Consider the following 26,984-nt stretch of genomic DNA (forward strand, 5'->3'; position numbering starts at 1 on the left):
CCGTGCACACGACACCACGTGTCGGAACTGCTCGTCGGAGTGGACAGGAGACGGCCATGACGCTGCTGCGCACACAGCTCGGGAACACCCTGCGGGGTCACCGGCTGCGGCAGCGGCGGACGCTGCGGGACGTCTCGGGCGCGGCCCGGGTCAGCCTCGGCTACCTGTCGGAGGTGGAGCGGGGGCAGAAGGAGGCGTCCTCCGAGCTGCTCGCCTCGATCTGCGACGCCCTGGACGTGGAACTGGCCGACCTGCTGGCCGAGGTCAGCCTGGAGATGCGGCTGGCCGAGCCGGCCCGCCGCCCCGTGCGCCCGGTCGCGCTCGCCGGGGTCGGCGCCGGTCGTCCCGGCACCCCCGAGGACGACCCGGCCGCGGCCGCCGCGGCCGAGACCGCTGAGCAGGGTGCCACCGAGACACCCGTCCCCGAGCCCGCCCTCGCGCTGGTGGGGGGCGCCCAGCCGGCCCGCTCGGGCGCCCGCGCGACCGGGGCCGTCTGCCTCGCCGCCTGAAGAAGGACCCCCTCGCCCCCCACCGCTCGCACGCTCGCGGCGGGACCCTGCGAGGGGGCCGTTCCAGTACGTCGCCAGGCCCCTGCGAGGGGCCGTTCCACACGCCACCTCATGGGACGGGTGCTGCTCGCGAGGCGACACGAACATCCCTCGGTGTCCACCTGCTTGACCCAGTGCGACCATCAGGGCACAAAGTGTCCATGTCTTCCCCCGGATCCCGCACCCAGCTGACGCCGCAGTCCTCCGCGCCGGCGGCTCCCGCCGGTCGTCCGGGGGGCACCGTCCTGGACGCCGACGCGGCGGAGGCGGCCGCGGCCGAGGCGGCCGCCACCGCCGGGCACCACCTCACGACGCCGGTCCCGGTCGGGGCCTTCCTCCAGCCGCCCGCCCCGGGTCTGCAGCTCACCGCGCCGGTGCCGTCGCTGCCGGTCGCCGTCCCGGCCCCGCGCCCCACGGCCGCGGCACCGCGCGACCCCCGCCGTCCGCTGACCCGGCCCGGCGTGGCGATGAGCCGCACCCGCCGCGGCCTGCTCACCGGGGCCCGCAGCGCCTTCGCCGAGCGCGGCCTGAAGAAGACGACGATGCAGCACGTCGCCGCCGCCGCCGGCGTCGCCAAGGCCACGCTGTACAACCACTTCCGGACCAAGGACGACGTCGCGCAGGCGCTGGTCGCCTTCGAGCTCGACCGGCTGGCCGCGCTCGCCGCCGAGCTCCCGCTCACCGTCGCGGTGCCCGCGCTGGCCGAGGAGGTCGGCGCCCACCCGGTGCTCCGCCGGCTCGCCGACACCGAGCCCGAGACGCTGGTGCAGATGATGGGGCTGGACTCCGAGCGGTGGGGCGACGTCGTCCTGACCCTCGCCTCCGCACTGCGGATCAGCCGCCCTGAGGCCGAGCTCGTGTGCCGGTGGCTGCTGGGCCTGGTGCTGCAGCCGGGCACGGCGCCGGAGCGGGCCGCGCAGGCCGCCGTCGTCACCGGGCAGCTCGTCGGCTGACAGCGAGGATGTAGGCGAGCCCCGGCGGCCGCCCGTGCCCACCTTCGGGGGGCCGGGTGGCCGCATCGTGTCCGGGGTCACACCGACCGGCCGGACGTGACATCGTGGCGCCACGCCGCGAGCAGTGCCGGCGCCGACGGGCCCCGGCCGACCGACTCACGGAGGGCGTGATGCGGTACCTGTTCCGGCCCCCGGCCGCGGAGGCTGCCGGGTTGCTGGCCCTCCCGTGGCACCAGCCGCTGGAGGACTGGGACCCGGACCTGCTGCTCGAGGTGCCGCAGCGCGGCATCTCCCGGCACATCGTGCGCTTCACCGTCTCCGAGGGCCGGGTGTACGCCCTCAAGGAGATCAACGAGTCGCTGGCCCGGCACGAGTACGCGCTGCTGGCGGAGTTCGAGGCGGAGGGGCTGCCCTCGGTCTCGGTGCTCGGCATCTGCGTCGACCGGCCGGGCGAGCAGGACGCCGTCCTGGTGACCCGCTACCTCGAGTACTCGATGTCCTACCGGTACGTGTTCAGCGGACCGCGGGCGGCGCACTCCCCGGACCGGCTGCTGGACACCCTGGCGCAGCTGCTCGTGCGGCTGCACCTGGCCGGCGTGTACTGGGGCGACTGCTCGCTGTCCAACACCCTCTTCCGCCTCGACGCCGGCGCGTTCACCGCCTACCTGGTCGACGCCGAGACCGTCGAGCGCCGCCCGAGCCTGTCCGCCGGGATGCGCGCCTACGACGTCGAACTGGCCCGCGAGCGGGTCGGGGCCGAGCTGATGGACCTGCAGGCGGGTGAGCTGCTGCCACCGGACATCGACCCCGTCGACGTCGCCGACAGCCTGGCCGGCCGCTACACCGCGCTGTGGGACGAGGTGACCCGTGAGGAGGTCTTCCGGCTCGACGAGCAGGCCTACCGCGTGGCCGAGCGCCTGCAGCGGATCAACGACCTCGGCTTCGACGTCGGTGAGGTGGAGCTGGTGACCTCCCCGGAGGGCGCCCGGCTCCGGGTGGAGACCCGGGTGTCCGAGCCGGGGCAGCAGCGCCACGAGCTGTTCCGGCTCACCGGACTGGAGGTGCAGGAGAACCAGGCCCGGCGGCTGCTCAACGACCTGTGGTCCTACCGGGCCTACCTCGAGCAGCGGGCCGGCACGCCGGTGCCCGAGGCGGTGGCCGGACGACGCTGGCTCGCCGAGGTCTACCAGCCCGTGCTCGGCATCGTCCCGGACGAGCTCGCCGGCCGGCTGGAGCCCGCGGAGGTCTTCCACGAGGTGCTCGAGCACCGGTGGTTCCTGTCCGAGCAGGCGGGCTTCGACGTGGGCACCTGGGCGGCCGCGCGCTCCTACGTCCAGCACGAACTGCCCCGCACCCCGGCGGTGATGACCACCCCGTCGGTCATCGCAGATCGCGAACAGGCCTCAGTCTCCGCTCTGGATTGACACAGCATGTGAGCCGGGCCACTCTCCGAGTCCGATGGTGACTGCAGGTCGCCCTCGCCGAACGGAGGCGGATCACGTTGCACACCTCGCGCATCGCCCGACCAGCCAGGGGGGGCAGGAGGACACGGCGCGGGCTCATCGCCGCATCCGCTGCCGCCGTCCTGGCCTCCTCGCTGGCCGCCTGTGGTGGTGGTGACGGCGGCAGCACGCCGACGCTGACCTGGTACATCAACCCCGACTCGGGCGGCCAGGCGGAGATCGCCTCGCGGTGCAGCGAGGCGTCCGACGGGCGCTACAACATCGAGGTCGCCCAGCTGCCCCGCACTCCGGAAGGGCAGCGTGAGCAGTTGGTGCGGCGCCTCGCGGCTCAGGACGAGTCGATCGACCTCATGAGCCTCGACGTCGTGTTCGCGCCCGAGCTCGCCCAAGCGGGCTTCCTCGCGCCGGTGCCCGCCGACCTCGCAGACCGGGTGAGCGAGGGGACCTTCCCTGGCTCCGTCGAGTCGGCGACCTGGGACGACGAGCTGGTGGTGATCCCCTTCTGGGCGAACACGCAGCTGCTCTGGTACCGGAAGTCCGTCGCCGAGGCCGCTGGGCTGGACATGACCCAGCCGGTCACCTGGGACCAGCTGGTCGCGGCGGCGCAGGACCAGCAGAAGATCCTCAGCGCACAGGGCCGGCGCTCGGAGTCGTTGACGGTGTGGCTCACCGCGCTCATCGAGTCGGCCGGCGGGAGCATCATCGAGGAGAACTCCACCAACCCGGAGGACATCAAGCTCGGACTGGCCTCGCCGGCCGGGCAGCGGGCCGCCGAGGTCATGCACGACGTCGCCGTGTCCGGCGTCGTCGGGCCGGCCTTCACGACGGCCAGCGAGGACATCAGCGCCTCGCAGTTCGAGAGCGCCGACGCCGGGTTCATGGTCAACTGGCCGTACGTCTGGGCCCAGGCGCAGACGAAGGTCGAGGCGGGCACGCTGGACCAGTCGGTCCCCGAGGACTACGGCTGGACGCTGTACCCGCGGGTCGACGCGGACACGCCGTCCGCACCGCCACTGGGGGGCATCAACCTCGGCGTCTCGGCGTACAGCCGCTACGCGGACTTCGGCTACGAGGCCACCGAGTGCATCACCAGCGACGAGAACCAGGCCTACTACATGAACACCAACGGGAACCCGGCGTCGTCCGCCGCGGTGTACGACGACCCGGAGGTGCAGGAGGTCTACCCGATGGCCAACACCATCCGGGAGTCGCTGGCCGCTGCGAAGCCCCGTCCGCTGACCCCCTACTACAGCGAGGTGACCGGGGGCATCCAGCGCGAGTACCACCCGCCGGCGTCGGTGTCGGACTCGACCGGACAGCAGGCGGACGACCTGATCAGCGCCGTGCTGTCAGGGGACCAGCTGCTGTGACGAGCACAGAGAACGCGGAGGCGGACCGATGACGCAGACCACCCTCCCGCCGATCAAGAAGAACGAACCGGTCTCCGCACCGAGGGGCGGGATCAGCGACAGGTCGCGCGCCGAACGTCGCCTGGGCTGGAGGCTGGCCGGGCCCGCCTTCGCGGTGATGCTGCTTGTCACCGCCTATCCGATCCTGCAGGCGGTCTACTACTCGCTGTTCAACTACCGGCTGACCGACCCGGAGAACCGGTCGTTCGTCGGGCTGGGGAACTACTTCGTCATCCTGAGCGATTCGCTCTGGTGGCAGGCGGTCGCCGTGACGGTGCTGATCACGGTCGTGACCGTCGTGGTCGAGCTCGTCCTCGGCTTCGCCCTGGCGCTGGTGATGTCCAAGGCGCTGAGCACGCTCCGCCCTGTCCTGCGGGCGGCGATCCTCATCCCCTATGCCGTGATCACGGTCGTGTCGGCGTTCTCCTGGCGGTTCGCCTTCAACATCACGACCGGCTTCGTCAACAGCTGGCTCTCCTGGCTGCCCGGCATCGGCGCGGACACCGACTGGTTCGGTGGCAAGTGGACCTCGCTGCTGGTCATCTGCCTCTCCGAGATCTGGAAGACCACGCCGTTCATCTCCCTGCTGCTGCTCGCCGGCCTCGCGCAGGTGCCGGACGTCCTGCAGGAGGCGGCCCAGGTCGATGGTGCGACGTGGTGGCAGCGGTTGTGGAAGGTCACGATCCCGAACATGAAGGCCGCGATCATGGTGGCGCTGCTGTTCCGCACCCTGGACGCGTTCCGCATCTTCGACAGCATCTTCGTGATGACCGCGGGAGCCAACGGCACCGAGTCGGTGTCGTTCCTCGCCTACCGGCAGACGATCTCACGCGTGGAGATCGGCCTGGGGTCGGCCGTGTCGGTGCTCCTCTTCCTCTGCGTGGTGCTCATCGCCTTCGCCTTCATCAGGGGCTTCAAGATCGACCTGGCGCAGACCAGAGGGGAGAAGTAGATGTCCCGGCGTGAGAAGACCTGGTGGTGGATCGCCGGCGTGGTGATCCTCCTCTACTGCCTGTTCCCGATCGCCTGGATCGCCTCGCTGTCGTTCAAGGGGCCGGCGGACATCGCCAACCAGCAGTTCCTCCCCTCCACGACGACGACGGAGAACTACTCCACCATCCTCACCGGCACCGCCAGCGACCTGTTCCTCCCGGCGCTGCGCAACTCCTTCGGGATCTGCCTCATCGCGACCTTCATCTCGTGCATCCTGTCGATGTTCGCCGCCTACGCCATCGCTCGGCTCGACTTCCCCGGGAAGAAGTTGATCCTCTCCACGGCGTTGGCAGTGGCGATCTTCCCGGTGATCTCGATCGTCACGCCGCTGTTCAACCTGTGGCGGCAGATCGGTCTCTACGACACCTGGCTCGGGCTGATCATCCCGTACCTGTCGTTGACCCTGCCGCTCTCCATCTGGACGATGTCGGCGTTCTTCCGGGAGATCCCCTGGGAGATGGAGCAGGCCGCCCAGGTGGACGGCGCGACCACCTGGCAGGCCTTCCGCAAGGTGATCGTCCCGTTGGCGGCGCCCGGCGTGTTCACCACGGCGATCATCGCCTTCTTCATCGCCTGGAACGACTTCGCCTACGGGATCTCGCTGACGTCGACGAGCAGGGCCCGGCCCGTCCCGGCGGCCCTGGGCCTGTTCTCCGGTGCTTCCCAGTTCGAAGACCCGACCGGCGCGATCGCCGCCGCCGCGGTCATCGTGACCATCCCCGTCGTCGTCCTCGTGCTGATCTTCCAGCGGCGCATCGTCGCCGGGCTCACCAACGGCGCCGTGAAGGGCTGACCCCGTGCGCACCCGAACCAACCTCCCGGAGGGCGAGAACTGATGGCCGAGATCGTGATGAACAACATCGTCAAGCAGTACGGCGATGGCTTCCCGGCGGTCAACGACGTCAGCCTGGACATCGCCGACGGGGAGTTCATGATCCTCGTCGGGCCGTCCGGCTGCGGGAAGTCCACGTTGCTGCGGATGATCGTCGGGCTGGAGGACATCACCAGCGGCGACATGGTCATCGGCGGCACGCGGGTCAACGACAAGGCACCCCGCGAGCGCAACCTGTCGATGGTCTTCCAGAACTACGCGCTCTACCCGCACCTGAGCGTGTTCGAGAACATCGCCTTCCCCCTCAGGCTGGCGAAGATGGACGACGCCGAGGTGCGCCGGCGGGTCAACGAGGCCGCCGACGTGCTCGAGCTGCACGAGCACCTGGAGCGCAAGCCGGCCAACCTCTCCGGGGGTCAACGGCAGCGGGTCGCGATGGGGCGGGCGATCGTGCGGCAGGCAGAGGCGTTCCTGTTCGACGAGCCGCTGTCCAACCTCGACGCCAAGCTGCGCGGCCAGATGCGCACGGAGATCTCCCGGCTGCAGCGCCGGCTGGGCATCACCACCGTCTACGTCACCCACGACCAGACCGAGGCGATGACCCTCGGCGACCGGGTCTGCGTGCTGCGCAAGGGCAAGATCCAGCAGGTCGCCTCGCCCCGGGAGCTCTACGAGCAGCCGGTCAACCTCTTCGTCGCCGGCTTCATCGGCTCGCCGCCGATGAACTTCCTCCCGGCACAGTTGGAGGGCAACCAGCTCTCGACGCCGTTCGGGCCGATCGAGCTCGACGACCGCCGTGCCAAGGCGGTCACCGGCCGAGACCTGCTGCTGGTCGGGATCAGGCCGGAGTACTTCGAGGACGCCTCGCTCGTCGATGACGCCAAGCGGCCACTGGGCTCGGTCTTCCGGGCACGGGTGGACGTCACCGAGTGGCTGGGCGACCAGCAGTACGCGTACATCCCGTACGAGGCGCCGGAGGAGATCACCGCGCAGCTGCGAGCGTTGTCCCGCGAGCTGGACTCGGAGGAGCTGCGGACCCAGGCGATCGTCTCGATCGACTCGACCAGCCGGATCCGGGAGGGCCGGGACGCTGAGTTCTGGCTGGACTCCCGCAAGGTGCACGTCTTCGACCCGACCACCGGTGACAACCTCACCCGTGATGCCGAGGCGGGGGCAGCGCTGACCCGGATGGCCACCGAGGACCGTGAGGAGCAGATCGCGGAGTCCACCGGCGGACCCAGCGGCCGCAGTGCCGACTCCGGGGGCGCGCAAGCGGCCGGCGCCGCCTGAGCACCGGTCTCGGGACGATCGACGGCCCGCCGTGGTGGCGGCGGGCCGTCGTCTACGAGGTCTACCTGCGGAGCTTCGCCGACTCGAACGGTGACGGGCTGGGCGACGTCGGTGGTCTCCGGGCACGGTTGCCCCACCTCGCCGAGCTCGGGGTCGACGCGCTGTGGGTGACCCCCTGGTACCCGTCGCCGATGGCCGACGGCGGGTACGACATCACCGACCACCGGGACGTCGACCCGCGGTTCGGGACGTTGGCCGACGTCGATGCGCTGCTCGAGGAGGCACACGGGCTCGGCGTGCGGGTGGTGGTCGACCTGGTCGCCAACCACACCTCCGAACAGCACCCGTGGTTCGTCGCTGCCCTCGCCGCAGGCCCCGGCTCCGCCGAGCGGGGCCGCTACTTCTTCCGGGACGGCCGTGCGGGGGGAGACCAGCCGCCCAACGACTGGATCAGCGCGTTCGGCGGTCCCGCGTGGACACGGGTCACCAGCCCCGGCGGAGCCCCGGAGCAGTGGTACCTGCACACGTTCGCGCCGGAGCAGCCGGACGTCGACTGGTCCGATCCGCAGGTGCAGCAGGGCTACGACGACGTCGTCCGGTTCTGGCTCGACCGCGGGGTCGACGGCATCCGGGTCGACGCCGCACCGGCGATGGCGAAGGCGCCCGGCCTGCCGGACGCCGGTCACGCCCCCGGCGCCCGCTTCGACTCCCACCTGTGGCAGGACAGCCCGCACTGGGACGTCGACGAGGTGCACGCGATCCTGCGCCGGTGGCGCGCCATCTCCGACGGCTACCCCGGTGACCGGGCGTTCGTCACCGAGGCCGTCGTGCACAGCGCCGAGCGGCTCAGCCGGTACGTCCGGCCGGACGAGATGCACACGACCTTCAACTTCGACTTCCTGCACGCCCCCTGGCGGGCCGAACGGCTCAGGCAGGTCATCGACGCGACGCTGGCCGCGCTGAGACCGGTCGGAGCGCCACCGACCTGGGTGCTGAGCAGCCACGACGACCCCCGGCACGTGACCCGTTACAGCCGGGAGCAGCCCGCGGAGCGGGGCGGGCCGGTGTCCGGGCCGGCCGACCTCGCGGTCGGGCTGCGGCGTGCTCGTGCGGCGACGCTGCTCCTGCTGGCACTGCCCGGTGGGGCCTACCTCTACCAAGGGGAGGAGCTCGGGCTGCCCGAGGTCGAGGACCTGCCCGTCGATGCGCTGCAGGACCCGACCTGGGAGCGCTCCGGCCACACCGTCCGGGGTCGTGACGGCTGCCGCGTCCCCCTGCCGTGGTCCGGCGAGGCCCCGCCGTTCGGGTTCACGGCCACCGACGTCCGTCCGTGGTTGCCGCAGCCGCCCGAGTGGGCAGCCCTGACGGTGGAACGGCAGTCGGCCGACCCGGAGTCGACGCTGTCGCTGTACCGCGCGGCGCTCCGACTGCGCCGGGAGCTGCCGGGCCTGGCCGGGGAGCGGTTCCGCTGGGACGACGACGGGGACGGGTCCGTCCTGGCGTTCACCCGCGGCGCCGGCTTCGGCTGCCTGGTGAACCTCGGCGAGCGGCCGCTGCCCCTGGCCGGGCGGGGCGTCGCGCTGCTCAGCAGCTCCCCGGTCACCGACGAGCTGCCTCCCGACACCGCTGTCTGGCTCGAGCGGGACCCGGCGACCTGAGCCGGGCGATCCCGGGCCGGGCTGTCCGGCAGGGGACGGGCATGATCACCCCAGGGGTTTGTGTCGCGGTCGAGCTGCGCACCTGTCCCCGTGGAGCCACCCGTGGACAGCGGAGCCCGACCCTGGAGGCAGCATGGACATCACCGCGACCGACGAGTGGGCCGCACTGGTCGACCACCACCGCGAGATCAGCGCCCGGACCCTGCGCGAGCTGTTCGCCGAGGACCCGGCGCGCGCCCAGCGGCTGACCGGGACCGCCGGGGACCTCTACCTGGACTACTCGAAGCACCGGGTCACCGACGAGACGCTGCAGCTGCTCCTCGCGCTGGCCGAGAAGGCCGGCGTGCCCGGGCGGATCGAGGCGATGTTCCGCGGCGAGCACATCAACGTCACCGAGGACCGGGCCGTGCTGCACGTCGCGCTGCGGGCGCCGGAGTCGGCGCCGCTGACCGTCGACGGCCAGGACGTCACCGCCGACGTGCACGCGGTGCTGGCCAAGATGCGCGGCTTCGCCGACCGGGTGCGGTCGGGGGAGTGGAAGGGGCACACCGGCGAGCGCATCACCGCGGTGGTCAACATCGGCATCGGTGGCTCCGACCTCGGCCCGGCGATGGCGTACACGGCGCTGGCCGACTACAGCGACCGCGGCATCACCGCCCGCTTCGTGTCCAACATCGACCCGACCGACTTCTTCGAGAAGACCCGGGACCTGGACCCGGCGACGACGCTGTTCGTCGTCTGCTCCAAGACCTTCACCACGCTGGAGACGCTGACCAACGCCACCGTCGCGCGCGACTGGCTGCTCGCGGCGCTGGGCGACGACTCGGCCGTGGCCAAGCACTTCGTCGCCGTGTCCACAAACACCGACGCGGTCGCCGAGTTCGGCATCGACCCGGAGAACATGTTCGAGTTCTGGGACTGGGTGGGTGGCCGGTACTCCTTCACCTCGGCGGTCGGCCTGTCGCTGATGGTGGCGATCGGACCCGCCGGCTACGACGAGATGCTGGCCGGCTTCTCCACCGTCGACGAGCACTTCCGGACCGCGCCGCCGGCGGAGAACCTGCCGCTGCTGCAGGGCCTGCTCAACGTCTGGTACACGAACTTCTTCGGCTCGCAGACCCACGCCGTCCTGCCCTACAGCCAGTACCTGTCCCGGCTGCCGGCCTACCTGCAGCAGCTGACCATGGAGAGCAACGGCAAGTCCGTCCGCTGGGACGGGGAGCCGGTGACGACGTCGACCGGCGAGGTCTACTGGGGCGAGCCGGGCACCAACGGCCAGCACGCCTTCCACCAGCTGCTGCACCAGGGGACGTCGCTCATCCCGGCGGACTTCATCGGGTTCGGCGAGCCCAACCACGACATCGGCGAGATGCACGACCTGCTGATGGCCAACCTGTTCGCGCAGAGCGCGGTGCTGGCGTTCGGCCGGACGGCGGAGGAGGTGGCCGCCGAGGGGACCGCCGCCGACGTCGTCCCGCACAAGGTGATGCCGGGGAACCGGCCCTCGACGACCGTCCTGGCGCCCGAGCTCACCCCCGGCACGCTGGGCCAGCTGATCGCCTTCTACGAGCACACGGTCTTCACGGAGGGGGCGATCTGGCAGATCGACTCCTTCGACCAGTGGGGTGTCGAGCTCGGCAAGGTGATGGCCCGCCAGCTCGGCCCCGCGCTGACCAGTGACGAAGCCCCGGAGATGGACCAGGACGCCTCCACGGTGGAGCTGGTCCGGCACTACCGGCAGCTGCGCGGCCGCAAGGTCTAGCAGGAAGGGCCCAGCACGTCACCGCGCTCGACAGCGGCACCCGGCACGAGGGCAATCGTCCCGGGACCGTCCGCTGTGGCTGGCCGCAGTGCGGGCCTGGGACGATGATCGGGACAAGCGTCGCCCGTGTCGCCCCCACCCACCGCCCCGGTGGCCGGGAGCGCCGGACCAGGAGGAGCCATGCCGAACCCGTTCGTGAAGCTGTGGAAGTACCTGACGGCCTCGGCCAACCAGCAGATCGACCAGCGGGCCGACCCGAAGATCCAGATCGCCCAGGCGATCGAGGCGGAGCAGAACCGGCACCAGTCGCTGGCCAACCAGGCCGCGGCGGTCCTGGGCAACCAGCGGCAGCTGGAGATGCGGCTCAACCGCCAGCTCGGTGAGGTGGAGAAGCTGCAGTCCTCGGCGCGCCAGGCGCTCGCCCTCGCCGACCAGACCCGGGCCAAGGGCGACGAGGCAAAGGCCTCGGAGTACGAGCAGGCCGCGCAGGCCTTCGCCACCCAGCTGGTCAGCGCCGAGCAGGCGATGGAGGACCTCAAGCGCAGCCACGACGAGGCGCTGCAGGCCGCCGAGCAGGCCAAGGGGGCCGTCGAGACCAGCCGGATGCGGCTGCAGTCGACCCTGGCGGAGCGGACCAAGCTGCTCTCCCAGCTGGAGCAGGCGAAGATGCAGGAGCAGGTCTCCTCCTCGCTGCGGCAGGTCAACGAGCTCTCCGCGCCGGGCAACACCCCGTCGCTGGGCGAGGTCCGCGACAAGATCGAAGCGCGCTACGCCAACGCGCTGGGCCAGGCGGAGCTGGCGCAGAACTCGGTGGAGGGCCGCATGCTCGAGGTGCAGAAGGCGACCATCGACGTGCAGGGCGCCTCCCGGCTCGCCGAGATCCGTGCGGCCATGAGCGGCGGCACCCCGGCGATCAGCGGCAACCAGGCGGCCGGCGCCCTCGAGCAGGGCACCCCGCCGGTGACCGGCCTCGGCGCCGAGACCCCGGCCGCCCAGCCGGCGGAGCGGCCCGACCCCGCCTGACGTCGAGGCCCCGGTGCAGGGTCCTGCCGCGGGATCGCGAGTGGCGGGGGGCACCGGGGTCCTTCATCAGGTGGCGGCGAGCGACGCCGGGTGGCCGGGCTCCCCGGTGCGGGCCAGCGGGTCGATCGGGCTGCGCGCGGCCTGGCACGTCGGGCACCAGTAGGTCACCCGTTCCTGGGTGTCCGGACCCTGGTCGCCCAGCAGGATCGGAGTGCGGCAGCGGCGGCACGGCCGGCCCTTCCGGCCGAACACCCAGTGGTCCTCCCCGCGCCGGGTGGAGCCGGTCGTGCTCTGCTCGGGGTGGTCGCGGTTGGCCTGCATCAGCGTGCGGGCCCGGGTGACCAGACCCGGCAGGTCCGGGACGTCGGCCACCCGGGTCCAGGGGTGGGTGCGCGTCAGGAACAGCGTCTCGACCTTGTACAGGTTGCCGATGCCGGCCAGGTTGCGCTGGTCGAGGACAGCGACGCCGATCTGCTCGTCGGGGTGCGCGCGGAGCCGGCGCAGCGCCTCGTCGAGGTCCCAGTCCGGTCCCAGCACGTCGGGACCGAGGTGGCCGACCAGCTCGTCCTCGGCGCTGGTCGGGACGATCCGCATGTCGTGCAGCCGGTAGCCGACGCACTCCCACTCGTCGGAGGCCAGGACGGCCCGGATGCTGTGCCCGGGACCGCCCTTCCACGGGGTGCCCGTGCGGTAGATGTGCCAGCTGCCGTCCATCCGGAAGTGCGTGCGCAGCGTGCGGCCGTCGGCGAAGCGGGTGAGCATGTGCTTGCCGCGGGGCACGACCTCGGTGACGGTCGCGCCGGCGAGGTCGACGGTGGCCAGCTGCGGCACGCGCAGCTCGCCCTTGGTGAGCGTGGCGCCGGCCAGCGCGGTGTTCATGCGTCTGGCGGCCAGCCAGACCGTGTCTCCCTCGGGCATCTGGCCATGATCCCCGTCCACGTCCGCTCGTGCCGACCTGGTGCCGCGGGAGCGGGCCCGGTCGTCACGGGTGGCGGGCGCGGCGCGCCTCGGTGCCGGGCTCACCGGTGCGTGCCCGCGGATCCACCGGTGCAGGGGTGGCCTGGCAGGAGGGGCACCACCAGGTGATCCGCTCCTGCAGGTCGGGGCCCTGGTCGCCGAGCAGGATCGGCGTCCGGCAGCGGCGGCACGGCCGGCCCTTCCGACCGGCGACCCAGTGGTCCTGACCGTGGCGGGTCTCGCCGGTGGTGCTCTGCGCGGGGTGGTCGCGGTTGGCCAGCATCAAGGTGCGGGCCCGGGTGACCAGCCCGCCGAGGTCCGGCACGTCGGCGACCCGGGCCCACGGGTTCACGCCGGTCAGGAACAGGGCCTCGACCTTGTACAGGTTGCCGATGCCGGCCAGGTTGCGCTGGTCGAGGACAGCGACGCCGATCTGCTCGTCGGGGTGCGCGCGGAGCCGGCGCAGCGCCTCGTCGAGGTCCCAGTCCGGTCCCAGCACGTCGGGACCGAGGTGGCCGACCAGCTCGTCCTCGGCGCTGGTCGGGACGATCCGCATGTCGTGCAGGCGGTAGCCGACGCACTCCCACTCGTCGGAGGCCAGGACGGCCCGGATGCTGTGCCCGGGACCGCCCTTCCACGGTCTGCCCGGGCGGTAGATGTGCCAGCTGCCGTCCATCCGGAAGTGCGTCCGCAGGGTCCGGCCGTCGGCGAGGCGGGTGAGCATGTGCTTGCCGCGGGGCACGACCTCGGTGACCGTCGCGCCGGTGAGGTCGACGGCGGCCAGCTGCGGCACCCGCAGCTCACCCCGGCGCAGCGTGGCGCCGGCCAGCGCGGTGTTCATCCGCCGGGCGGCCAGCCAGACGGTGTCTCCCTCGGGCACGACGACCATGGTCCCCGGCGGAGCCGCTCAGCGCCCGGACCCTCCCGGTGACCGGTCCCCGGAGGGGCGGCCCCGCTGTGAGCGGGGAGACAACCGGGAACAGCTCGAGGTCCGCCGGTGCTCACGTGCCCGTGACCATGTCGACGCGTCTGCGCAGCCTCACCAGCGCCCCGGCCCCGCAGCCGGTCGCGGAGCCCGTGACGGTGACCGTCGCCAGGGTGGTGCACCCGCCTCAGCAGGCGGCCTTCGAGCGCTGGGCGGCCGAGATCCAGGAGCTCCTGGCCAGCTTCCCGGGCAACCTCGGTTCCTCGCTGCTCCGCCCCGGTCCGGGCAGCGACGAGTTCCACCTGGTCTTCCGCTTCACCGACGACGAGGCGCTCAGCGCTTGGGAGCGGTCGCCGGAGCGGGCCGAGGCCCTCGCCCGGGTGCACCAGCTGGTCGAGGACTCGCGCACCGCCCGTGCGGTCGGCCTGGAGAGCTTCTTCGCGGTCCCGCCCGAGCCCGGTCCGGCCTGGCGCAGCTGGGTCCTCACCGTCGCCGTCGTCCTGGCGATGACCACGACGTTCCAGCTGGTCGCGGTGCCGTTCGTGGGCAGCTGGCCCTGGGGCCTGCGGCTGCTGCTGTCGGCGGTCTACGTGGTCACCGCGCTGCGCCTGCTCATGCCGCGGCTCAGCCGCCGGTTCGGACCCTGGCTGCAGGGCTCCCGCCGCCGCTGATCCCGGCGCCGCCGGTCAGCTGCGCAGCCGCAGGCCCCGCGGGGTGGCGGCGAAGCCGGCGGCCTGCAGCGCGGCGCTGAGCGGCCCGGACTCGTGCACGGAGGCGCCGTCGGCCTTCTGCACCGTCATCCGCCCGAGCGCCCCGGACGCCACCGCGGACGACAGCGCCGTCGCGGCCTCCTTGAGCACCGTCTCGTCCTCGGTCCAGGACAGCAGCGTCTTGCCGCCCCGCTCGACGTAGAGCACCAGCTCGCCGTCGACCAGCACCACCAGCGCGCCGGCCTTGCGGCCGGCCCGGTGCCCGGTCCTGCGGCCGGCGGTGCCCTCGCCGACGTCGATGCCTGGCACTGAGCCCTGCACGGAGCCCTGCACGGAGCCCTCTCCGGACCCGTCGGCGGAGCCCACCGCCCGCTCGGGCCAGGGCAGGGCTGCGCCGTAGACGTTGGCCGGGTCGGTGGCGGCCAGGACGACCGGTCCGGCCGGCACCCGGTCGGGGCTGGCGAAGCTGCGCAGCCGGTCGATGGAGCCGGGGGTGCCGAACTGCGCTGCCCCGAGGGTCTCCACGAAGTACCCGCGCCGGGCGCCGCCGTTCTCCTCGAATGCCCGCAGCACCGGGTACACCGCGGAGAACCCGCCGACGACCTGCTCGGCCTGCACCGCCCCGCGGGTCAGCACGCCGTGCCGCTCCAGCAGCGCCTCGCTCCGGGCGGTGGTGCGCTTGGTCGTGTTGCCCTCCAGGTCGGGCAGCCGCGACCAGCGGCCGGCCATCGCCGGCGGCCCGGTGCGGGTGGGCATCGCCGGCCGTCCGAGCCGGGTGCGGCCGTACCGGGTCCGGTCGAGCCGGGCGCGCGGCGCCGCGGGCTGCCGCTTGTGGGTGCCGCCGCCGGCGAGCCGGACCCGCAGCGGCGCCAGCGTGTCGTTGGTCAGCGCGCCGGCCCAGACGAGGTCCCAGATCTCCTCGGACAGCGCCGCGTCGTCGGTCGCGCCGACCCGGTCGGACAGCGACCGGAAGAACATCGCCTGACCGCCGGCGAGCTCCTCGAGCAGCGCCGCGCCGTACCCGCCCTCCACCGACGCGGCTCCCGGGGGCTCGGGGAGCAGCAGCGGCGCCAGGTCGGCCGGCACGAGCGTCACCCAGCCGTCGCCGCCGGACAGCCCTCCGGCGCCGGCCCAGAGCACCTCGCCGGCGCTGGTCAGCTCGTCGAGCAGCGCGGGGGAGTAGTTCTGCACCCGCGACGGCAGCACCAGCGACTCCAGTGCCGAGGCGGGCACCAGGGCGCCGGCCAGCTGCTCGACGACGGCCAGCACGCCGTCCACCCCGCGCATCCGGCTCCCCACCGACTGCCAGGACGGGGTGAAGCGGGCCAGCGTCTCGATCGGGACGGGCTCGACCTCCTGGCGCAGCTTGGCCAGCGACCGCCGCCGGATGGAGCGCAGCACCTCGGTGTCGCACCACTCCTGGCCGATCCCGCCGGGCCGGAACTCGCCGGTGACCAGTCGGCCGGTGCCGACCAGCCGCTGCACGGTGGCGGTGACGACGGCGACCCCCAGCCCCAGCCGTGCTGCGGCCTCGGGAGGTGCGAAGGGCCCGTGGGTGCGGGCGTAGCGGCCGATGAGGTCGCCCAGCGGGTCGGCGACCGGCTCGGTGAACGCCTCCGGCACCCCGACCGGCAGCGCCGTGCCCAGCGCGTCGCGGAGCCGGCCGGCGTCCTCGATGGCGACGTGGCGCTGCTCGCCGGCGATCCGGACCACCAGCGCCCGCCGGGAGACGACCAGCTCCTCGAGCCACTCCGCCGGCACGCCCCGGACCGCCGCCTCGGCCACGGTCAGGTCGCCCACGCCGCGGAGCAGGTCGCTGGCGCCGTCGACGTCGCGGGGGTGCCGCTGCTGCGGCAGCCGCTGGAGCTCCGCCTCGACCTCGGCCATCGCGTCGGCGTCCAGCAGCTCGCGCAGCTCGGAGCGGCCGAGCAGCTCGGCCAGCAGCCCGGTGTCCAGGGCCAGGGCCTGCGCCCGGCGCTCGGCCAGCGGGGCGTCGCCCTCGTAGATGAACTGGCCGACGTAGCCGAACAGCAGGGACTGGGCGAACGGCGAGGCGGACTGGGTCTGCACGTCGACCACCCGCACCCGGCGGGCGCGCACGTCGCTCATCAGCTCCACGAGGCCGGGCACGTCGTAGACGTCCTGCAGGACCTCCCGGACCGCCTCGAGGGTGATCGGGAAGCCGGAGAACTCGCTGGCCACCGAGAGCAGCTGGGCGGCGCGCTGCCGCTGCTGCCACAGCGGCGTCCGGCGCCGCGGGTCGCGACGGGGGAGCAGCAGGGCCCGGGCGGCGCACTCGCGGAAGCGGCTGGCGAACAGCGCCGAGTTGCCGACCTCGGCGGTCACCTCCCGCTCGACGTCGTCGGGGTCGAGGATCGCCAGGTCGGCCTCGGGCGCTTCGCCGGTGGTGTCCGGGAGCCGGAGCACGATGCCGTCGTCGGAGTGCATGGAGGCGACGTCGACGCCGTAGCGCTCGCGCAGCCGGGACGCCAGCACCAGCGCCCACGGGGCGTTGACCTGCGCGCCGAAGGGGGAGTGGACGACCAGCCGCCAGTCGCCGAGCTCGTCGCGGAACCGCTCGACCAGCAGCGTCCTGTCGTCGGGCAGGTGGCCGGTGGCCTGCTTCTGCTCGGCGAGGTAGGCGAACAGGTTGGCCGCGCCCCACTCGTCGAGACCGGCGGCGCGGGCCCGGTCGGTGCCGGCCTCCGGGGTGGCCGAGCCGACCTCGCGGAGGAACGCGCCCAGCGCTCGGCCCAGCTCCAGCGGCCGGCCGAGGGTGTCGCCGTGCCAGAACGGCATCTTCCCGGGCAGCCCGGGTGCCGGGCTGACCAGCACCCGGTCGTGGGTGATCTCCTCGATCCGCCACGACGACGAGCCGAGCAGGAAGACGTCGCCGACCCGGGACTCGTAGACCATCTCCTCGTCGAGCTCGCCCACCCGCTTGCCGCCCTCGCCCTTCCCGGAGACGAGGAAGACGCCGAACAGCCCGCGGTCGGGGATGGTGCCGCCGCTGGTGACCGCCAGCCGCTGGGCGCCGGCGCGCGCGGTGAGGGTGTCGGTGACACGGTCCCAGGTCAGCCGCGGCCGCAGCTCGGCGAACGCGTCGGAGGGGTAGCGGCCGGCGAGCATGTCGAGCACCGCGTGCAGCGCGGAGTCCGGCAGCGCGGAGAACGCGGCGGACCGGCGCAGCACCTCGGCGACGTCGTCGACCGTGCGCGGCCGCTCGGACACCATGGCCACGATCTGCTGGGCCAGCACGTCGAGCGGGTTGCGCAGGTACCGCGTGGACTCGATCGCCCCCGCGCGCATCCGCTCGGCGACGACGGCGCTCTGCACCAGGTCGCCGCGGAACTTCGGGAAGATGACGCCCTCGCTGACCGCGCCCACCTGGTGGCCGGCCCGGCCGACCCGCTGCAGCCCGGCGGCGACGTTGGGCGGGGACTCGACCTGGACGACGAGGTCGACCGCGCCCATGTCGATGCCCAGCTCGAGGGAGGACGTGGCGACGACGGCGGGCAGCTGACCGGACTTCAGCGCCTCCTCGACGACCGCGCGCTGCTCCCGGGAGACCGAGCCGTGGTGCGCCGAGGCGACCGGTCTGACGTCGGCCGGCAGCCCGCCGCCGGAACCGGCCTGCGCCATCAGGTCGGCGGGGTTCGCGCCGTGCGGCAGCGGCTCACCGGTGGCCCGCTCGTACGCCAGCTCGTTGAGCCGGCTGGTCAGCCGTTCGGCGAGCCGGCGCGAGTTGGCGAACACGATGGTGCTGCGGTGGGACTGGATGAGGTCCAGCACCCGCTCCTCGACCGCCGGCCAGATCGACGTCCGGGGCTGGTTGCCGGCCGCGGACCCCTCCAGCTCCCCGGTCGGCTGGCCGAGGGAGCTCATGTCCTCGACCGGGACGACGACCGACAGGTCCCACTGCTTGACCGACGGCGGGGCCACCACCTGCACCGGGCGGCCGCCGGCCAGGAAGGTCGACACCTCCTCGATCGGCCGCACGGTGGCCGACAGGCCGACCCGCTGGGCCGGCCGCTCCAGCAGCTCGTCGAGCCGGTCGAGGGAGACGGCCAGGTGGGCGCCGCGCTTGGTGCCGCACACCGCGTGCACCTCGTCGAGGATCACCGTCTCCACCCCGCGCAGCGCCTCCCGCGCCTGGCTGGTGAGCAGCAGGAACAGCGACTCCGGGGTGGTGATCAGGATGTCCGGCGGGCGACGCGCGAAGGTGCGGCGCTCGTCGGCCGGGGTGTCCCCGGAGCGGACGCCCACGGTGATCTCCGGCCGCGGCAGCCCGAGCCGGGCGGCGGCCTGGCCGATGCCGGTCAACGGCGCCCGCAGGTTCCGCTCGACGTCGACGGCCAGCGCCTTCAGCGGGGAGACGTAGAGGACACGGCACCGGGCGAGCGGGTCCTCGGGGGGCGGGGTGGCGGCCAGCCGGTCCAGCGACCAGAGGAATGCCGCCAGGGTCTTGCCCGAACCGGTCGGGGCGACGACGAGGGCGTGCTCACCGCTGCTGATCGCTGCCCAGGCGCCCTCCTGGGCCGCCGTCGGCTGCTCGAACGCGCCGGTGAACCACGCCTGCGTGGACGCGGAGAAACGATCGAGGGCCGACACGTCCCCCAGTGTCCACGCGGGTACGACAGTCTGCCGGTGCCCGCGCAGGTCAGCTGGACGAACCGACACGTCGACATCTCGCTCGCGACGAATGACACTGGTGTCGTTCTGCGTCGTCCGCAGGAGGTGCCCGTGCTCCGGTCACGAGTCGAGTCCTCGACCATCGCCATGGTCGGTTACGACGAGGAGGAGCAGGTCCTCGAGATCACGTTCCGCGACGGTCGCGTCTACCACTTCCTCGAGGTGCCGCCCGAACGGGTGCTGTCGCTGCTGCGGGCGGAGAGCAAGGGCCGGTTCTTCAACCGCGAGATCAAGCCGGACTTCGAGTACCGGGCGGTCGGCCGCCGCTGGGGTTGAGGCAGGTCACACGGCAGGATGACGCCCGTGACGCTGACCCGGCCCGCGGATGACTGACCTCGAGGTCCTCGCCGCGCAGTTCTGGGAGTGGCGCGCCGCCCAGCAGCCGCGCTCCCGCGACGACATCCCGCGGATCGACCGGCCGGCCGGCTGGCTGCCGGACTTCTCGGCCGCTGCCGTCGCCCGGTACCGCCGGGAGCGGGACGCGTTCGCCGACCGGCTGGCGCGGATCGACCCCGGCGCGGACCGGGCCGCCGCGGTCGACGCCCGGCTGCTGCGGTCGGCGCTGGCCCGCGTGCGGTGGGAGCTGGACGTCCTGCGCAGCTGGCAGCGCGACCCCGGCTTCTACGTCGACCAGACCCTCGGCTGCGTCTTCGACCTGCTCACCCCGCTGGAGGTCGACGCCGCGCGGCTGGCTGACGTCCGCCGGGTGCTCGCGGCCACCCCGGCCCTGCTCGACGTCGGCCGGGAGAACCTCGCCGGCGAGGCGGTGCGGGAGTTCGCCGGGCTGGCGGTCACCGCCCTGGCCTCGGTGGAGGACGACGTCGCCGCGACCGTCGCGGCGCTGACCTCCCTGCACCCGGTCGGGTGGGGCGCCGCCGACGATCGCGCGCTGGCTGCCGCCGGCGGGGAGGCGGGGCGCGCACTGGCCGCCTTCCGGGACTCCACGGCCCAGCAGCTGCCGGGGATGGCGAGCGCGGAGCCGGTGGGACCCGAGGACTTCGGCTGGTTCCTCCGTGAGGTCGCCGTCCTGCCGTACTCGCCGCAGGAGCTGCTCGACACCGGCCGCCGGGAGGCCGACCGGGCAGCGGTCCTCGAGCTCCTGGAGCGGCACCGCAACGGCAGCGCCCCGGGCGCGCGGCCCGCGCCGCGGTTCACCACCGGTGCCGAGCAGGCCGCCGCCGAGGCCGACGCCGAGCTCGCCGTCCGCACGTTCTACGAGGACCGCGGGCTGCTCACCCAGCCGGACACCCTGCGGCACTACCGCACCTCCCCGATGCCGGCGTACCTGGCCCCGATCGCGTGGTGCGGCGTCGCCGACGACCTCACCGGGCCCGACCGGCTCGACCAGGACGGTTCCGCGTTCTTCCCGCCGCCGGGCCCCGACCTGCCCTACTTCTACGCGGCCAACGCCGCCGACCCGCGGGCCGGGATCATCCACGAGGGCGCCCACTACCAGCAGCTGGCGCTGTCCTGGCGGCACCCGCGCGCGGTCCGCCGGCACTACTACGACTCCACGGCCAACGAGGGCATCGCCTTCTACAACGAGGAGCTCGTGCTCGCCTCGGGGTTGTTCGACGACGCGCCCGCCACCCGCGAGATCGTCTGCAACTTCATGCGGCTGCGGGCGCTGCGCGTGGTGGTCGACGTGCAGCTGGCGCTCGGCGAGCTCGACATCCCTGCGGCGGCGGCCCTGCTGGAGACGGCGGTGCCGATGGACCGGCAGACGGCGCTGGAGGAGGCCGCCTTCTTCGCCGCCACCCCCGGGCAGGCCATGACCTACCAGGTCGGCAAGACCCAGGTCCTCGCCCTGCTCGCCGACGCCTCCCGGACCGACGGGTTCTCACTGCGCGCCTTCCACGACCGGCTGTGGCGTGAGGGCAACGTGCCGCTCTCGCTGCAGCGCTGGGAGCTCCTCGACGACCGCGGCGACCTCGACCGGATCGAGCAGCTCGCGCGCGTCAGGGCGTGAGCCAGCGGCCGAACCACTCGAGGAGGATCTCCAGCCGCTGCAGGCGGTGCACCGGGCTGCCGCTGCGGGTGAGCTCGTGGCCCTCGCCCGGGAACCGGATGAGCTCCACGTCCCGGTCGAGCAGCTTGCATGCCATGAACAGCTCCTCGGCCTGCCCGATCGAGCAGCGCCGGTCCTCCTCGGAGTGCACGATCGCCAGCGGCGCGGTGATCTGCTGCACCAGCCGCAGCGGCGAGGCCTGCCAGTAGGACGCGGCGTCGTCCAGGTGCGAGCCGCCCAGGTAGGCCTGGAAGAACCACGGCGCCTCGTCCTTGGTCCCGGCGTCGCTGTACAGGTCGTACGGGCCGCGCTCGGCCCACCCGGCCCGGAACAGGTCGGTCTGCGCGAGCAGGTGCGCGGTCAGCAGGCCGCCGTAGGACCCGCCCATGACGCCGACCCGGTCCGGGTCCAGGTCGGGGGAGGAGTCCAGCGTGGCGCGGAGGACGGCCGCGACGTCGGCCACGTCGGAGCCGCCCCACCCGCTGCCCGGCACCGCCGCCCGCGGTCCGGCCACCGTGCGCATCCACGCCGTGCCGTGGCCCGCGGAGCCGCGGGGGTTGAGGTAGAGCACCGCGTACCCGGCGGAGACCAGCAGCTGCAGCTCGTGGGAGAACTGCCAGCCGTACTGGGTGCCGCCGCCCTGCAGCCACACCACCACCGGGTGCGGCCCGGCGCCCTCGGGCCGCACGAGCCAGGAGCCGACCGTCACGCCGGGGGCGACCGGCACGCCCGTGTGCCGGGGCGCGACCAGCCGGCGCTGGGCCGCGACGGTCGCGCTGGGGGCGTGCCGCACCCGCTCGGAGCCGTCCGGCGCCACCACGGCCAGCGCGGGTGGGTCCACCGGCCCGGAGGTGACGACGACGGTCCGCCCGGCGCGGGCGTCGAACGCGGTGATCCGCCGCTCCCCGCCGACCAGCACGCGGTGCGACCCGGGCGAGGCGACGGGGAAGGCGTGCACCGTCATGGCGCCGGCGTCCTCGACCACCACCGCGACGGTCGTCTCGTCGGTCCAGACGATCGAGGCGCAGTCGCGGTCCAAGTCCGCCGCGAGGTCGGTCAGCGCGCCGGTGCCCGGGTCGAGCACCGCCAGGTGCGCCGCCGCGGGGAAGCCGGCGACGTCGGTGACGGTCAGCGCCAGCAGCGAGCCGTCGGGCGAGGGCACGGGGTCGCTGTGCAGCAGGTCGCTGCCGGTGAGCCGGCGCGGCGCCCCGTCCAGCGGCTGGACGAAGACGTCGTTGACGATGCTGCGGTCCGCGCCGGGGTGCCGCTTGCTGACGAACCAGACCGACCGGCCGTCGGGGTGCCAGGCGAACCCGGCGTCGTCGAACCCGCCGGTGGACAGCCGGGTGGGCGCCCCGCGACCGCCGGCGTCGACCAGGTACGCCTGACGCGGGCGGTCCACCGTCCAGCCGACGCCGTCCTCCCGGTAGCCCAGCGTGGTCAGCCGCCGCGGCGGGCGGCGGTCCTCCGGGAGCTCGTACCAGCCCCGGTCGACCGGCTCCCGGACGACGAACAGCAGGCGCCGTCCGTCGGGGGACCAGGCGAGCTCCTCGACCGGGTCCGGCCACCCGGCGACAGCGGAGGTGACCGTCCCGTCCGGCGCGACCAGCCGCACCTCGCACCCCTCCGGCCGGTCCACCACGACGGCCAGCCGGTCGTCGGCCGGTGACCAGCGGGGCAGCCGCACGGAACCCTGCGGGTCCAGCGGGAGCAAGGGGTCGGTGCCGTCGACCGGGCCGGCGAGCACGTCACGGCGGTACCGGTTCGCCACGACGTCGGGCTGCGACACGGCCACGGCGACCCGCGCGCCGTCCCGGGACAGCACGACCTCCCCGATGTCGGCGAACCGGCCGACGTCGTCGGGGAGCACGGGCTGGGGGTCCGTCGTCGTCACCGGGGGATCCTCGCAGCACGCCGTCCTGTACCCGCGGGACGGCGTCGGCCACACTGCGGGGCATGCGTTCCCGCCTGTACGAGGCCGAGCACGAGGACTTCCGGGGGAGCGTCCGCGCCTTCCTGGACAAGCACGTGGCGCCGTTCCACGACGACTGGGAGCGCGCCGGGATCGTGCCCCGGGAGCTGTGGACGGCCGCCGGTGAGCAGGGACTGCTCGGCATCGGCATGGAGGAGCGCTTCGGCGGGGGCGGGGTCCGCGACTTCCGCTGGTCGTGCGTGCTCATCGAGGAGCTGGCCCGGATCGGCGCGAGCGGGGTCGGCTTCGGGCTGCACGACGACGTCGTCGGCCCGTACCTGCGCGACCTCGCCACCGAGGTGCAGAAGCAGCGCTGGCTGCCCGGGTTCTGCTCGGGCGAGCTGATCACCGCGATCGCGATGACCGAGCCGGCCGCGGGCAGCGACCTGCAGGGCATCCAGACCACCGCCCGCCGGGACGGGGACGGCTGGGTGCTCAACGGCTCGAAGACGTTCATCACCAACGGCATCAACGCCGACCTGGTGATCGTGGTGGCCCGGACGGCGACCGACGTCCCGGCGTCCCGCGGGCTGAGCCTCCTGGTCGTCGAGCGCGGCATGGCCGGCTTCACCCGCGGTCGGAACCTGGACAAGGTCGGGCTCAAGGCGCAGGACACCGCCGAGCTGTTCTTCGACGACGTCCGGGTGCCCGACGCGAACCTGCTCGGCGTCCGGGACCAGGGCTTCTCGCACCTGATGCAGAACCTGCCGCAGGAGCGGCTGCACATCGCCGTCTCCGCCGTCGCCTCTGCGGAGACCGTGCTCGCGCTGACCGTCGAGTACGTGACCACCCGGACCGCGTTCGGCCGCCCGATCGGGCAGTTCCAGCACTCCCGGTTCGTGCTGGCCGAGCTGCAGAGCGAGGTGACCATCGCCCGCACCTTCGTCGACGAGTGCGTCCGGCAGCTGGACTCCGGCGACCTGACGGCCACCGACGCCGCCATGGCCAAGTGGTGGACGACGGAGCTGCAGAACAAGGTCGCCGACCGGTGCCTGCAGCTGCACGGCGGCTACGGCTACATGAGCGAGTACCGGGTGTCGAAGGCCTGGCGGGACGCGCGGGTGCAGTCCATCTACGGCGGCACCAACGAGATCATGAAGGAGATCGTCGGCCGCTCGATGGGCCTCTAGCAGGTCAGCAGGCCGAACCGCTCCTTGAGGGCCAGCACCCGGCCGGCGGACTCGGTCACCCGGGCCGCGAACGCCTCGTCGCCGGCCGCCCGGTCGGCGAGGGCCTGCGCCATCGGCGCGGCGTCGTCGGGGCTGATGGTCAGGACGACGTCGACCCCGGCGGCCACCGAATCCACCGCCCGCTGGGCGACCGGGGTCTGGGACACCGCCTCGGCGTCCCCGACGTCGTCGCTCATCACCACGCCCGAGAAGCCCAGCTGCCCGCGGAGCAGGTCCAGGACGGCGGGGGAGAACAGCGCCGGGGAGTCGGGGTCCAACCGGGGGTAGGTGGCCGAGCTGACCATCACCGCACCGACCCCGGCGTCCACGGCCGCGGCGAACGGCGCCAGGAACGGGTCCGCGGGGCTGGTCTCGGGGTCGGTGGCCCCCAGGTCGGTGTCGGTGTTGACGCGCACCCGGCCCAGCCCGGGGAAGTGCTTGGCGGTGGCCACCACGCCGGCGTCCTGCAGCGCCTCCACCACCGTGGTCACCGACGCCGCGACCGCCTGCGGGTCGCTGCCGAACTGGCGGTCGAACGCGCCGATCGGTGGGTTGTCGGCCTCGGTGCCGGCCGGCACGGTGTCGGCGACGGGCCCCAGGTCCATGGTGATCCCCGCACGGTGCAGCTGACCGGCCCAGCCGGCCGTCGCCGAGCGCAGCGCGGCCGGGTCCTGACGGCCCTGCTCCAGCGCGGTCGGCACCCGGTCGAACCCCGCGCCCTTCAGCGTCTGGACCAGCCCGCCCTCCTGGTCGACGGCGATCTGCAGCGGGATGGCCGCCCCCTCCTGGAGCTGCGCGACGGCCGCGCCCACCGACGCGGCGTCGGCCGAGCTGCGGCCCTGCAGGAACAACCCCCCGACGGGGACGCCGGACAGCGCCGCGGTGCCGGACGCCGGATCGGCCGCGGGCACCCCCACCATCAGCAACTGCCCCACCTGCTCCTCGACGGGGAGGCCGGCCAGCGTCCGGTCGGCGCAGGAGGTGACAGGCGCCGACGACGCCGGTGCGGAGGTCGGCGAGGACGACGGCTCCGCGGGCGTCTCGTCCGGCGCCGCACCACCGCACGCCGTCAGGGCCAGGAGGGCGGCCCCGAGGAGCACGCCGGTCCGGGCGGAAGCCGGTCGTCCCATCTCCGATCTGCTCCTGTCGCTCGTACCGCTCTGCCAGGGGGCGCTGTCCGGCACACTGCCCGGGTGACCGGAGCACCGCCGACGACCGCCGACCGTGCGGCCGTCCAGCGCCGCACCGTGGCGGTCCTCTCGGCCGGGGTGGCGCTCGGTGGCCTCGGCGTGACCGTCGGGATCACCGTAGGCGGGCTCCTCGCGCGCGACGTCGCCGGCAGCGACGCGGCGGCCGGCCTGGGGCAGACCGCCAGCGTGCTCGGTGCCGCGCTGCTCGCCGTCCCGCTGGCCCGGATCAGCGACCGGCGGGGACGGCGGGTGGGCCTGGCCAGCGGCTACGGCGTCGCCGTCCTGGGGGCCGTCGTCGTCGTCGGTGCTGCCGCGCTGTCCTCGTTGCCGCTGCTGCTGGCCGGGCTGTTCCTGTTCGGGGCGTCGACCAGCAGCGGTCTGCAGGCCCGCTACGCCGCGGCGGACCTCGCCGAGCCCGAGCACCGCGGCCGGGCGCTGTCCCTGGTCGTCTGGGCGACCACGATCGGCTCGGTGCTCGGCCCGAACCTCGCCGAGCCGGGCAACGACCTCGGCGCGGCACTGGCCCTGCCGGACCTCGGCGGGGCGTTCGTGCTGTCGATCGCGGCGTTCGCGCTCGTCGTCCTGGGTGCGCTGGTGCTGCTCCGCCCGGACCCCCTGCTGCTGGCCCGCCGGCTGGCCGTCGGGGCCGACCCGGCCGGGCCGCCGCCGCGCACCGGGGCCGCCGCGGCGCTGCGCGCCGTCTGGGCCGTGCCCGGCGGCCGGCTCGGGCTCACCGCCGTGGTGGTCTCGCACGCGGTGATGGTCGGGCTGATGGTCATGACCCCGGTGCACATGGGCGCCGGTCACGAGGGCGCGGAGGGGACGACGCTCCGGGTCATCGGCCTGGTGATCAGCGTCCACGTGGCCGGGATGTACCTGTTCTCCCCGGTGGTCGGCTGGCTGGCCGACCGGGCCGGGCGCTCCGCGACGGTGGCGCTGGGCGGGGTGCTGCTCCTGCTCGCCGCCGTGGTCGCCGGCACCGCGCCACCCGGCGCGGCGGTCCAGCTCGGCATCGGGCTGTTCCTGCTCGGGCTGGGCTGGTCGTGCGGTCTGGTCGCGGGGTCGACCATGGTGACCGAGTCGGTGTCCGCAGGACTGCGGCCGACCGCGCAGGGCGCCACGGACCTGCTCATGGGGCTGGGTGCGGCGGTGGCCGGCGCCGTGGGTGGACCGCTGCTGGCCGTGGGCGGCTTCGACCTGGTCGCCGTGGTCTCCGCGGTGCTGGTGGTCCCGCTGGCGGTGGTGTGGACCGCGGCGCGGCTCGCGCCCGCCGGTCAGCGCCGGTTGCGGTAGTCGCGCACGAGCAGCACCAGCGTGACCAGCAGGACCCCGGCGATCCCGATCTGCAGGACCGCGTCCCAGGTCGGCGATCCGGTGCTCAGGCCCATGACCCCAGCGTAGGACCGGAGGGCTGCGGCGGGGCGGCTGCG

The 26,984-nt window shown here is 73.7% G+C and carries 20 protein-coding genes; 15 read left to right on the forward strand and 5 right to left on the reverse strand.

Going from position 1 to position 26,984, the window contains the following annotated elements:
* The first annotated feature begins 56 nt into the window (after positions 1 to 56).
* The 10 genes from FHL80_RS07595 to FHL80_RS07640 all read left to right on the forward strand — a co-directional run bounded on the left by FHL80_RS07595 (position 57) and on the right by FHL80_RS07640 (position 11,931).
* Complete coding sequence (locus FHL80_RS07595) at positions 57 to 509, forward strand: helix-turn-helix domain-containing protein (protein ID WP_138732846.1); 453 nt, start codon at positions 57 to 59, stop codon at positions 507 to 509.
* Positions 510 to 709: 200 nt separating this feature from the next.
* Positions 710 to 1,501 (forward strand): TetR/AcrR family transcriptional regulator, encoded by a 792-nt coding sequence (locus FHL80_RS26160; RefSeq protein WP_246078527.1) that lies wholly within the window; start codon positions 710 to 712, stop codon positions 1,499 to 1,501.
* A 170-nt stretch (positions 1,502 to 1,671) separates the two neighbouring features.
* Positions 1,672 to 2,925 (forward strand): DUF4032 domain-containing protein, encoded by a 1,254-nt coding sequence (locus tag FHL80_RS07605; RefSeq protein ID WP_138732847.1) that lies wholly within the window; start codon positions 1,672 to 1,674, stop codon positions 2,923 to 2,925.
* A gap of 77 nt (positions 2,926 to 3,002) precedes the next feature.
* The gene (locus FHL80_RS07610; protein WP_246078528.1) at positions 3,003 to 4,334 is read left to right on the forward strand and encodes an extracellular solute-binding protein; all 1,332 of its coding nucleotides are present in this window, start codon (positions 3,003 to 3,005) and stop codon (positions 4,332 to 4,334) included.
* A 28-nt stretch (positions 4,335 to 4,362) separates the two neighbouring features.
* Positions 4,363 to 5,325 (forward strand): carbohydrate ABC transporter permease, encoded by a 963-nt coding sequence (locus FHL80_RS07615; protein WP_138732848.1) that lies wholly within the window; start codon positions 4,363 to 4,365, stop codon positions 5,323 to 5,325.
* Entirely contained in the window at positions 5,326 to 6,159 is an 834-nt protein-coding gene (locus tag FHL80_RS07620; protein ID WP_138732849.1) for a carbohydrate ABC transporter permease, read from the forward strand.
* 42 nt (positions 6,160 to 6,201) lie between these two features.
* Positions 6,202 to 7,488, forward strand: coding sequence for an ABC transporter ATP-binding protein (locus tag FHL80_RS07625; RefSeq protein ID WP_138732850.1), 1,287 nt, complete (start codon positions 6,202 to 6,204; stop codon positions 7,486 to 7,488).
* 65 nt (positions 7,489 to 7,553) lie between these two features.
* Entirely contained in the window at positions 7,554 to 9,146 is a 1,593-nt protein-coding gene (locus FHL80_RS07630) for a glycoside hydrolase family 13 protein (protein WP_342777326.1), read from the forward strand.
* Positions 9,147 to 9,279: 133 nt separating this feature from the next.
* The gene (pgi, locus tag FHL80_RS07635; protein ID WP_138732852.1) at positions 9,280 to 10,908 is read left to right on the forward strand and encodes a glucose-6-phosphate isomerase; all 1,629 of its coding nucleotides are present in this window, start codon (positions 9,280 to 9,282) and stop codon (positions 10,906 to 10,908) included.
* 180 nt (positions 10,909 to 11,088) lie between these two features.
* On the forward strand, positions 11,089 to 11,931 hold the full coding sequence (locus tag FHL80_RS07640) for a PspA/IM30 family protein (RefSeq protein ID WP_138732853.1): 843 nt from the start codon (positions 11,089 to 11,091) through the stop codon (positions 11,929 to 11,931).
* A gap of 66 nt (positions 11,932 to 11,997) precedes the next feature.
* On the opposite strand, the gene FHL80_RS07645 is transcribed toward FHL80_RS07640, so the two are convergent.
* Together FHL80_RS07645 and FHL80_RS07650 are read right to left on the reverse strand one after the other, a co-directional pair.
* Positions 11,998 to 12,849 carry a DNA-formamidopyrimidine glycosylase family protein gene (locus FHL80_RS07645; RefSeq protein WP_138732854.1) on the reverse strand — a complete coding sequence of 284 codons (852 nt, stop codon included), beginning with the start codon at positions 12,847 to 12,849 and terminating at the stop codon, positions 11,998 to 12,000.
* Between the two features lie 64 nt (positions 12,850 to 12,913).
* Complete coding sequence (locus FHL80_RS07650) at positions 12,914 to 13,768, reverse strand: DNA-formamidopyrimidine glycosylase family protein (RefSeq protein ID WP_138732855.1); 855 nt, start codon at positions 13,766 to 13,768, stop codon at positions 12,914 to 12,916.
* Between the two features lie 203 nt (positions 13,769 to 13,971).
* Between FHL80_RS07650 and FHL80_RS07655 the strand changes: the two genes are divergently transcribed.
* Complete coding sequence (locus tag FHL80_RS07655; protein WP_246078530.1) at positions 13,972 to 14,484, forward strand: antibiotic biosynthesis monooxygenase; 513 nt, start codon at positions 13,972 to 13,974, stop codon at positions 14,482 to 14,484.
* 15 nt (positions 14,485 to 14,499) lie between these two features.
* On the opposite strand, the gene FHL80_RS07660 is transcribed toward FHL80_RS07655, so the two are convergent.
* Positions 14,500 to 19,134 (reverse strand): ATP-dependent helicase, encoded by a 4,635-nt coding sequence (locus FHL80_RS07660; protein ID WP_138732857.1) that lies wholly within the window; start codon positions 19,132 to 19,134, stop codon positions 14,500 to 14,502.
* A 132-nt stretch (positions 19,135 to 19,266) separates the two neighbouring features.
* Between FHL80_RS07660 and FHL80_RS07665 the strand changes: the two genes are divergently transcribed.
* Positions 19,267 to 19,491: a KTSC domain-containing protein gene (locus tag FHL80_RS07665; protein WP_138732858.1), complete on the forward strand. Its 225-nt coding sequence runs from the start codon at positions 19,267 to 19,269 to the stop codon at positions 19,489 to 19,491.
* A 49-nt stretch (positions 19,492 to 19,540) separates the two neighbouring features.
* A complete protein-coding gene (locus FHL80_RS07670) occupies positions 19,541 to 21,184 on the forward strand; it encodes a DUF885 family protein (protein ID WP_138732859.1) in 1,644 nt (547 codons plus the stop codon).
* Here FHL80_RS07670 and FHL80_RS07675 read toward each other — a convergent pair.
* Positions 21,174 to 23,117, reverse strand: a complete 1,944-nt coding sequence (locus FHL80_RS07675) for a S9 family peptidase (protein WP_138732860.1) — start codon at positions 23,115 to 23,117, stop codon at positions 21,174 to 21,176. The genes FHL80_RS07670 and FHL80_RS07675 overlap by 11 nt on opposite strands.
* A 62-nt stretch (positions 23,118 to 23,179) precedes the next feature.
* Between FHL80_RS07675 and FHL80_RS07680 the strand changes: the two genes are divergently transcribed.
* Positions 23,180 to 24,325 (forward strand): acyl-CoA dehydrogenase family protein, encoded by a 1,146-nt coding sequence (locus FHL80_RS07680; protein WP_138732861.1) that lies wholly within the window; start codon positions 23,180 to 23,182, stop codon positions 24,323 to 24,325.
* Here FHL80_RS07680 and FHL80_RS07685 read toward each other — a convergent pair.
* Positions 24,322 to 25,494 carry a glycoside hydrolase family 3 N-terminal domain-containing protein gene (locus tag FHL80_RS07685; protein ID WP_138732862.1) on the reverse strand — a complete coding sequence of 391 codons (1,173 nt, stop codon included), beginning with the start codon at positions 25,492 to 25,494 and terminating at the stop codon, positions 24,322 to 24,324. The genes FHL80_RS07680 and FHL80_RS07685 overlap by 4 nt on opposite strands.
* A gap of 63 nt (positions 25,495 to 25,557) precedes the next feature.
* Here FHL80_RS07685 and FHL80_RS07690 point away from each other — a divergent pair, with 63 nt between their 5' ends.
* A complete protein-coding gene (locus FHL80_RS07690; RefSeq protein ID WP_138732863.1) occupies positions 25,558 to 26,847 on the forward strand; it encodes an MFS transporter in 1,290 nt (429 codons plus the stop codon).
* Positions 26,848 to 26,984 lie beyond the last annotated feature (137 nt).

This window comes from Modestobacter excelsi, from assembly GCF_005930495.1.
Classification (GTDB): Bacteria; Actinomycetota; Actinomycetes; order Mycobacteriales; family Geodermatophilaceae; genus Modestobacter; species Modestobacter excelsi.

Bases quoted from the DNA above. Each gene is read 5' to 3' on its own strand.
- FHL80_RS07595 (WP_138732846.1), top strand. From the start codon at position 57: ATGACGCTGCTGCGCACACAGCTCGGGAACACCCTGCGGGGTCACCGG.
- FHL80_RS26160 (WP_246078527.1), top strand. From the start codon at position 710: ATGTCTTCCCCCGGATCCCGCACCCAGCTGACGCCGCAGTCCTCCGCG.
- FHL80_RS07605 (WP_138732847.1), top strand. From the start codon at position 1,672: ATGCGGTACCTGTTCCGGCCCCCGGCCGCGGAGGCTGCCGGGTTGCTG.
- FHL80_RS07615 (WP_138732848.1), top strand. From the start codon at position 4,363: ATGACGCAGACCACCCTCCCGCCGATCAAGAAGAACGAACCGGTCTCC.
- FHL80_RS07620 (WP_138732849.1), top strand. From the start codon at position 5,326: ATGTCCCGGCGTGAGAAGACCTGGTGGTGGATCGCCGGCGTGGTGATC.
- FHL80_RS07625 (WP_138732850.1), top strand. From the start codon at position 6,202: ATGGCCGAGATCGTGATGAACAACATCGTCAAGCAGTACGGCGATGGC.
- pgi (WP_138732852.1), top strand. From the start codon at position 9,280: ATGGACATCACCGCGACCGACGAGTGGGCCGCACTGGTCGACCACCAC.
- FHL80_RS07640 (WP_138732853.1), top strand. From the start codon at position 11,089: ATGCCGAACCCGTTCGTGAAGCTGTGGAAGTACCTGACGGCCTCGGCC.
- FHL80_RS07645 (WP_138732854.1), bottom strand. From the start codon at position 12,849: ATGCCCGAGGGAGACACGGTCTGGCTGGCCGCCAGACGCATGAACACC.
- FHL80_RS07670 (WP_138732859.1), top strand. From the start codon at position 19,541: ATGACTGACCTCGAGGTCCTCGCCGCGCAGTTCTGGGAGTGGCGCGCC.
- FHL80_RS07680 (WP_138732861.1), top strand. From the start codon at position 23,180: ATGCGTTCCCGCCTGTACGAGGCCGAGCACGAGGACTTCCGGGGGAGC.
- FHL80_RS07685 (WP_138732862.1), bottom strand. From the start codon at position 25,494: ATGGGACGACCGGCTTCCGCCCGGACCGGCGTGCTCCTCGGGGCCGCC.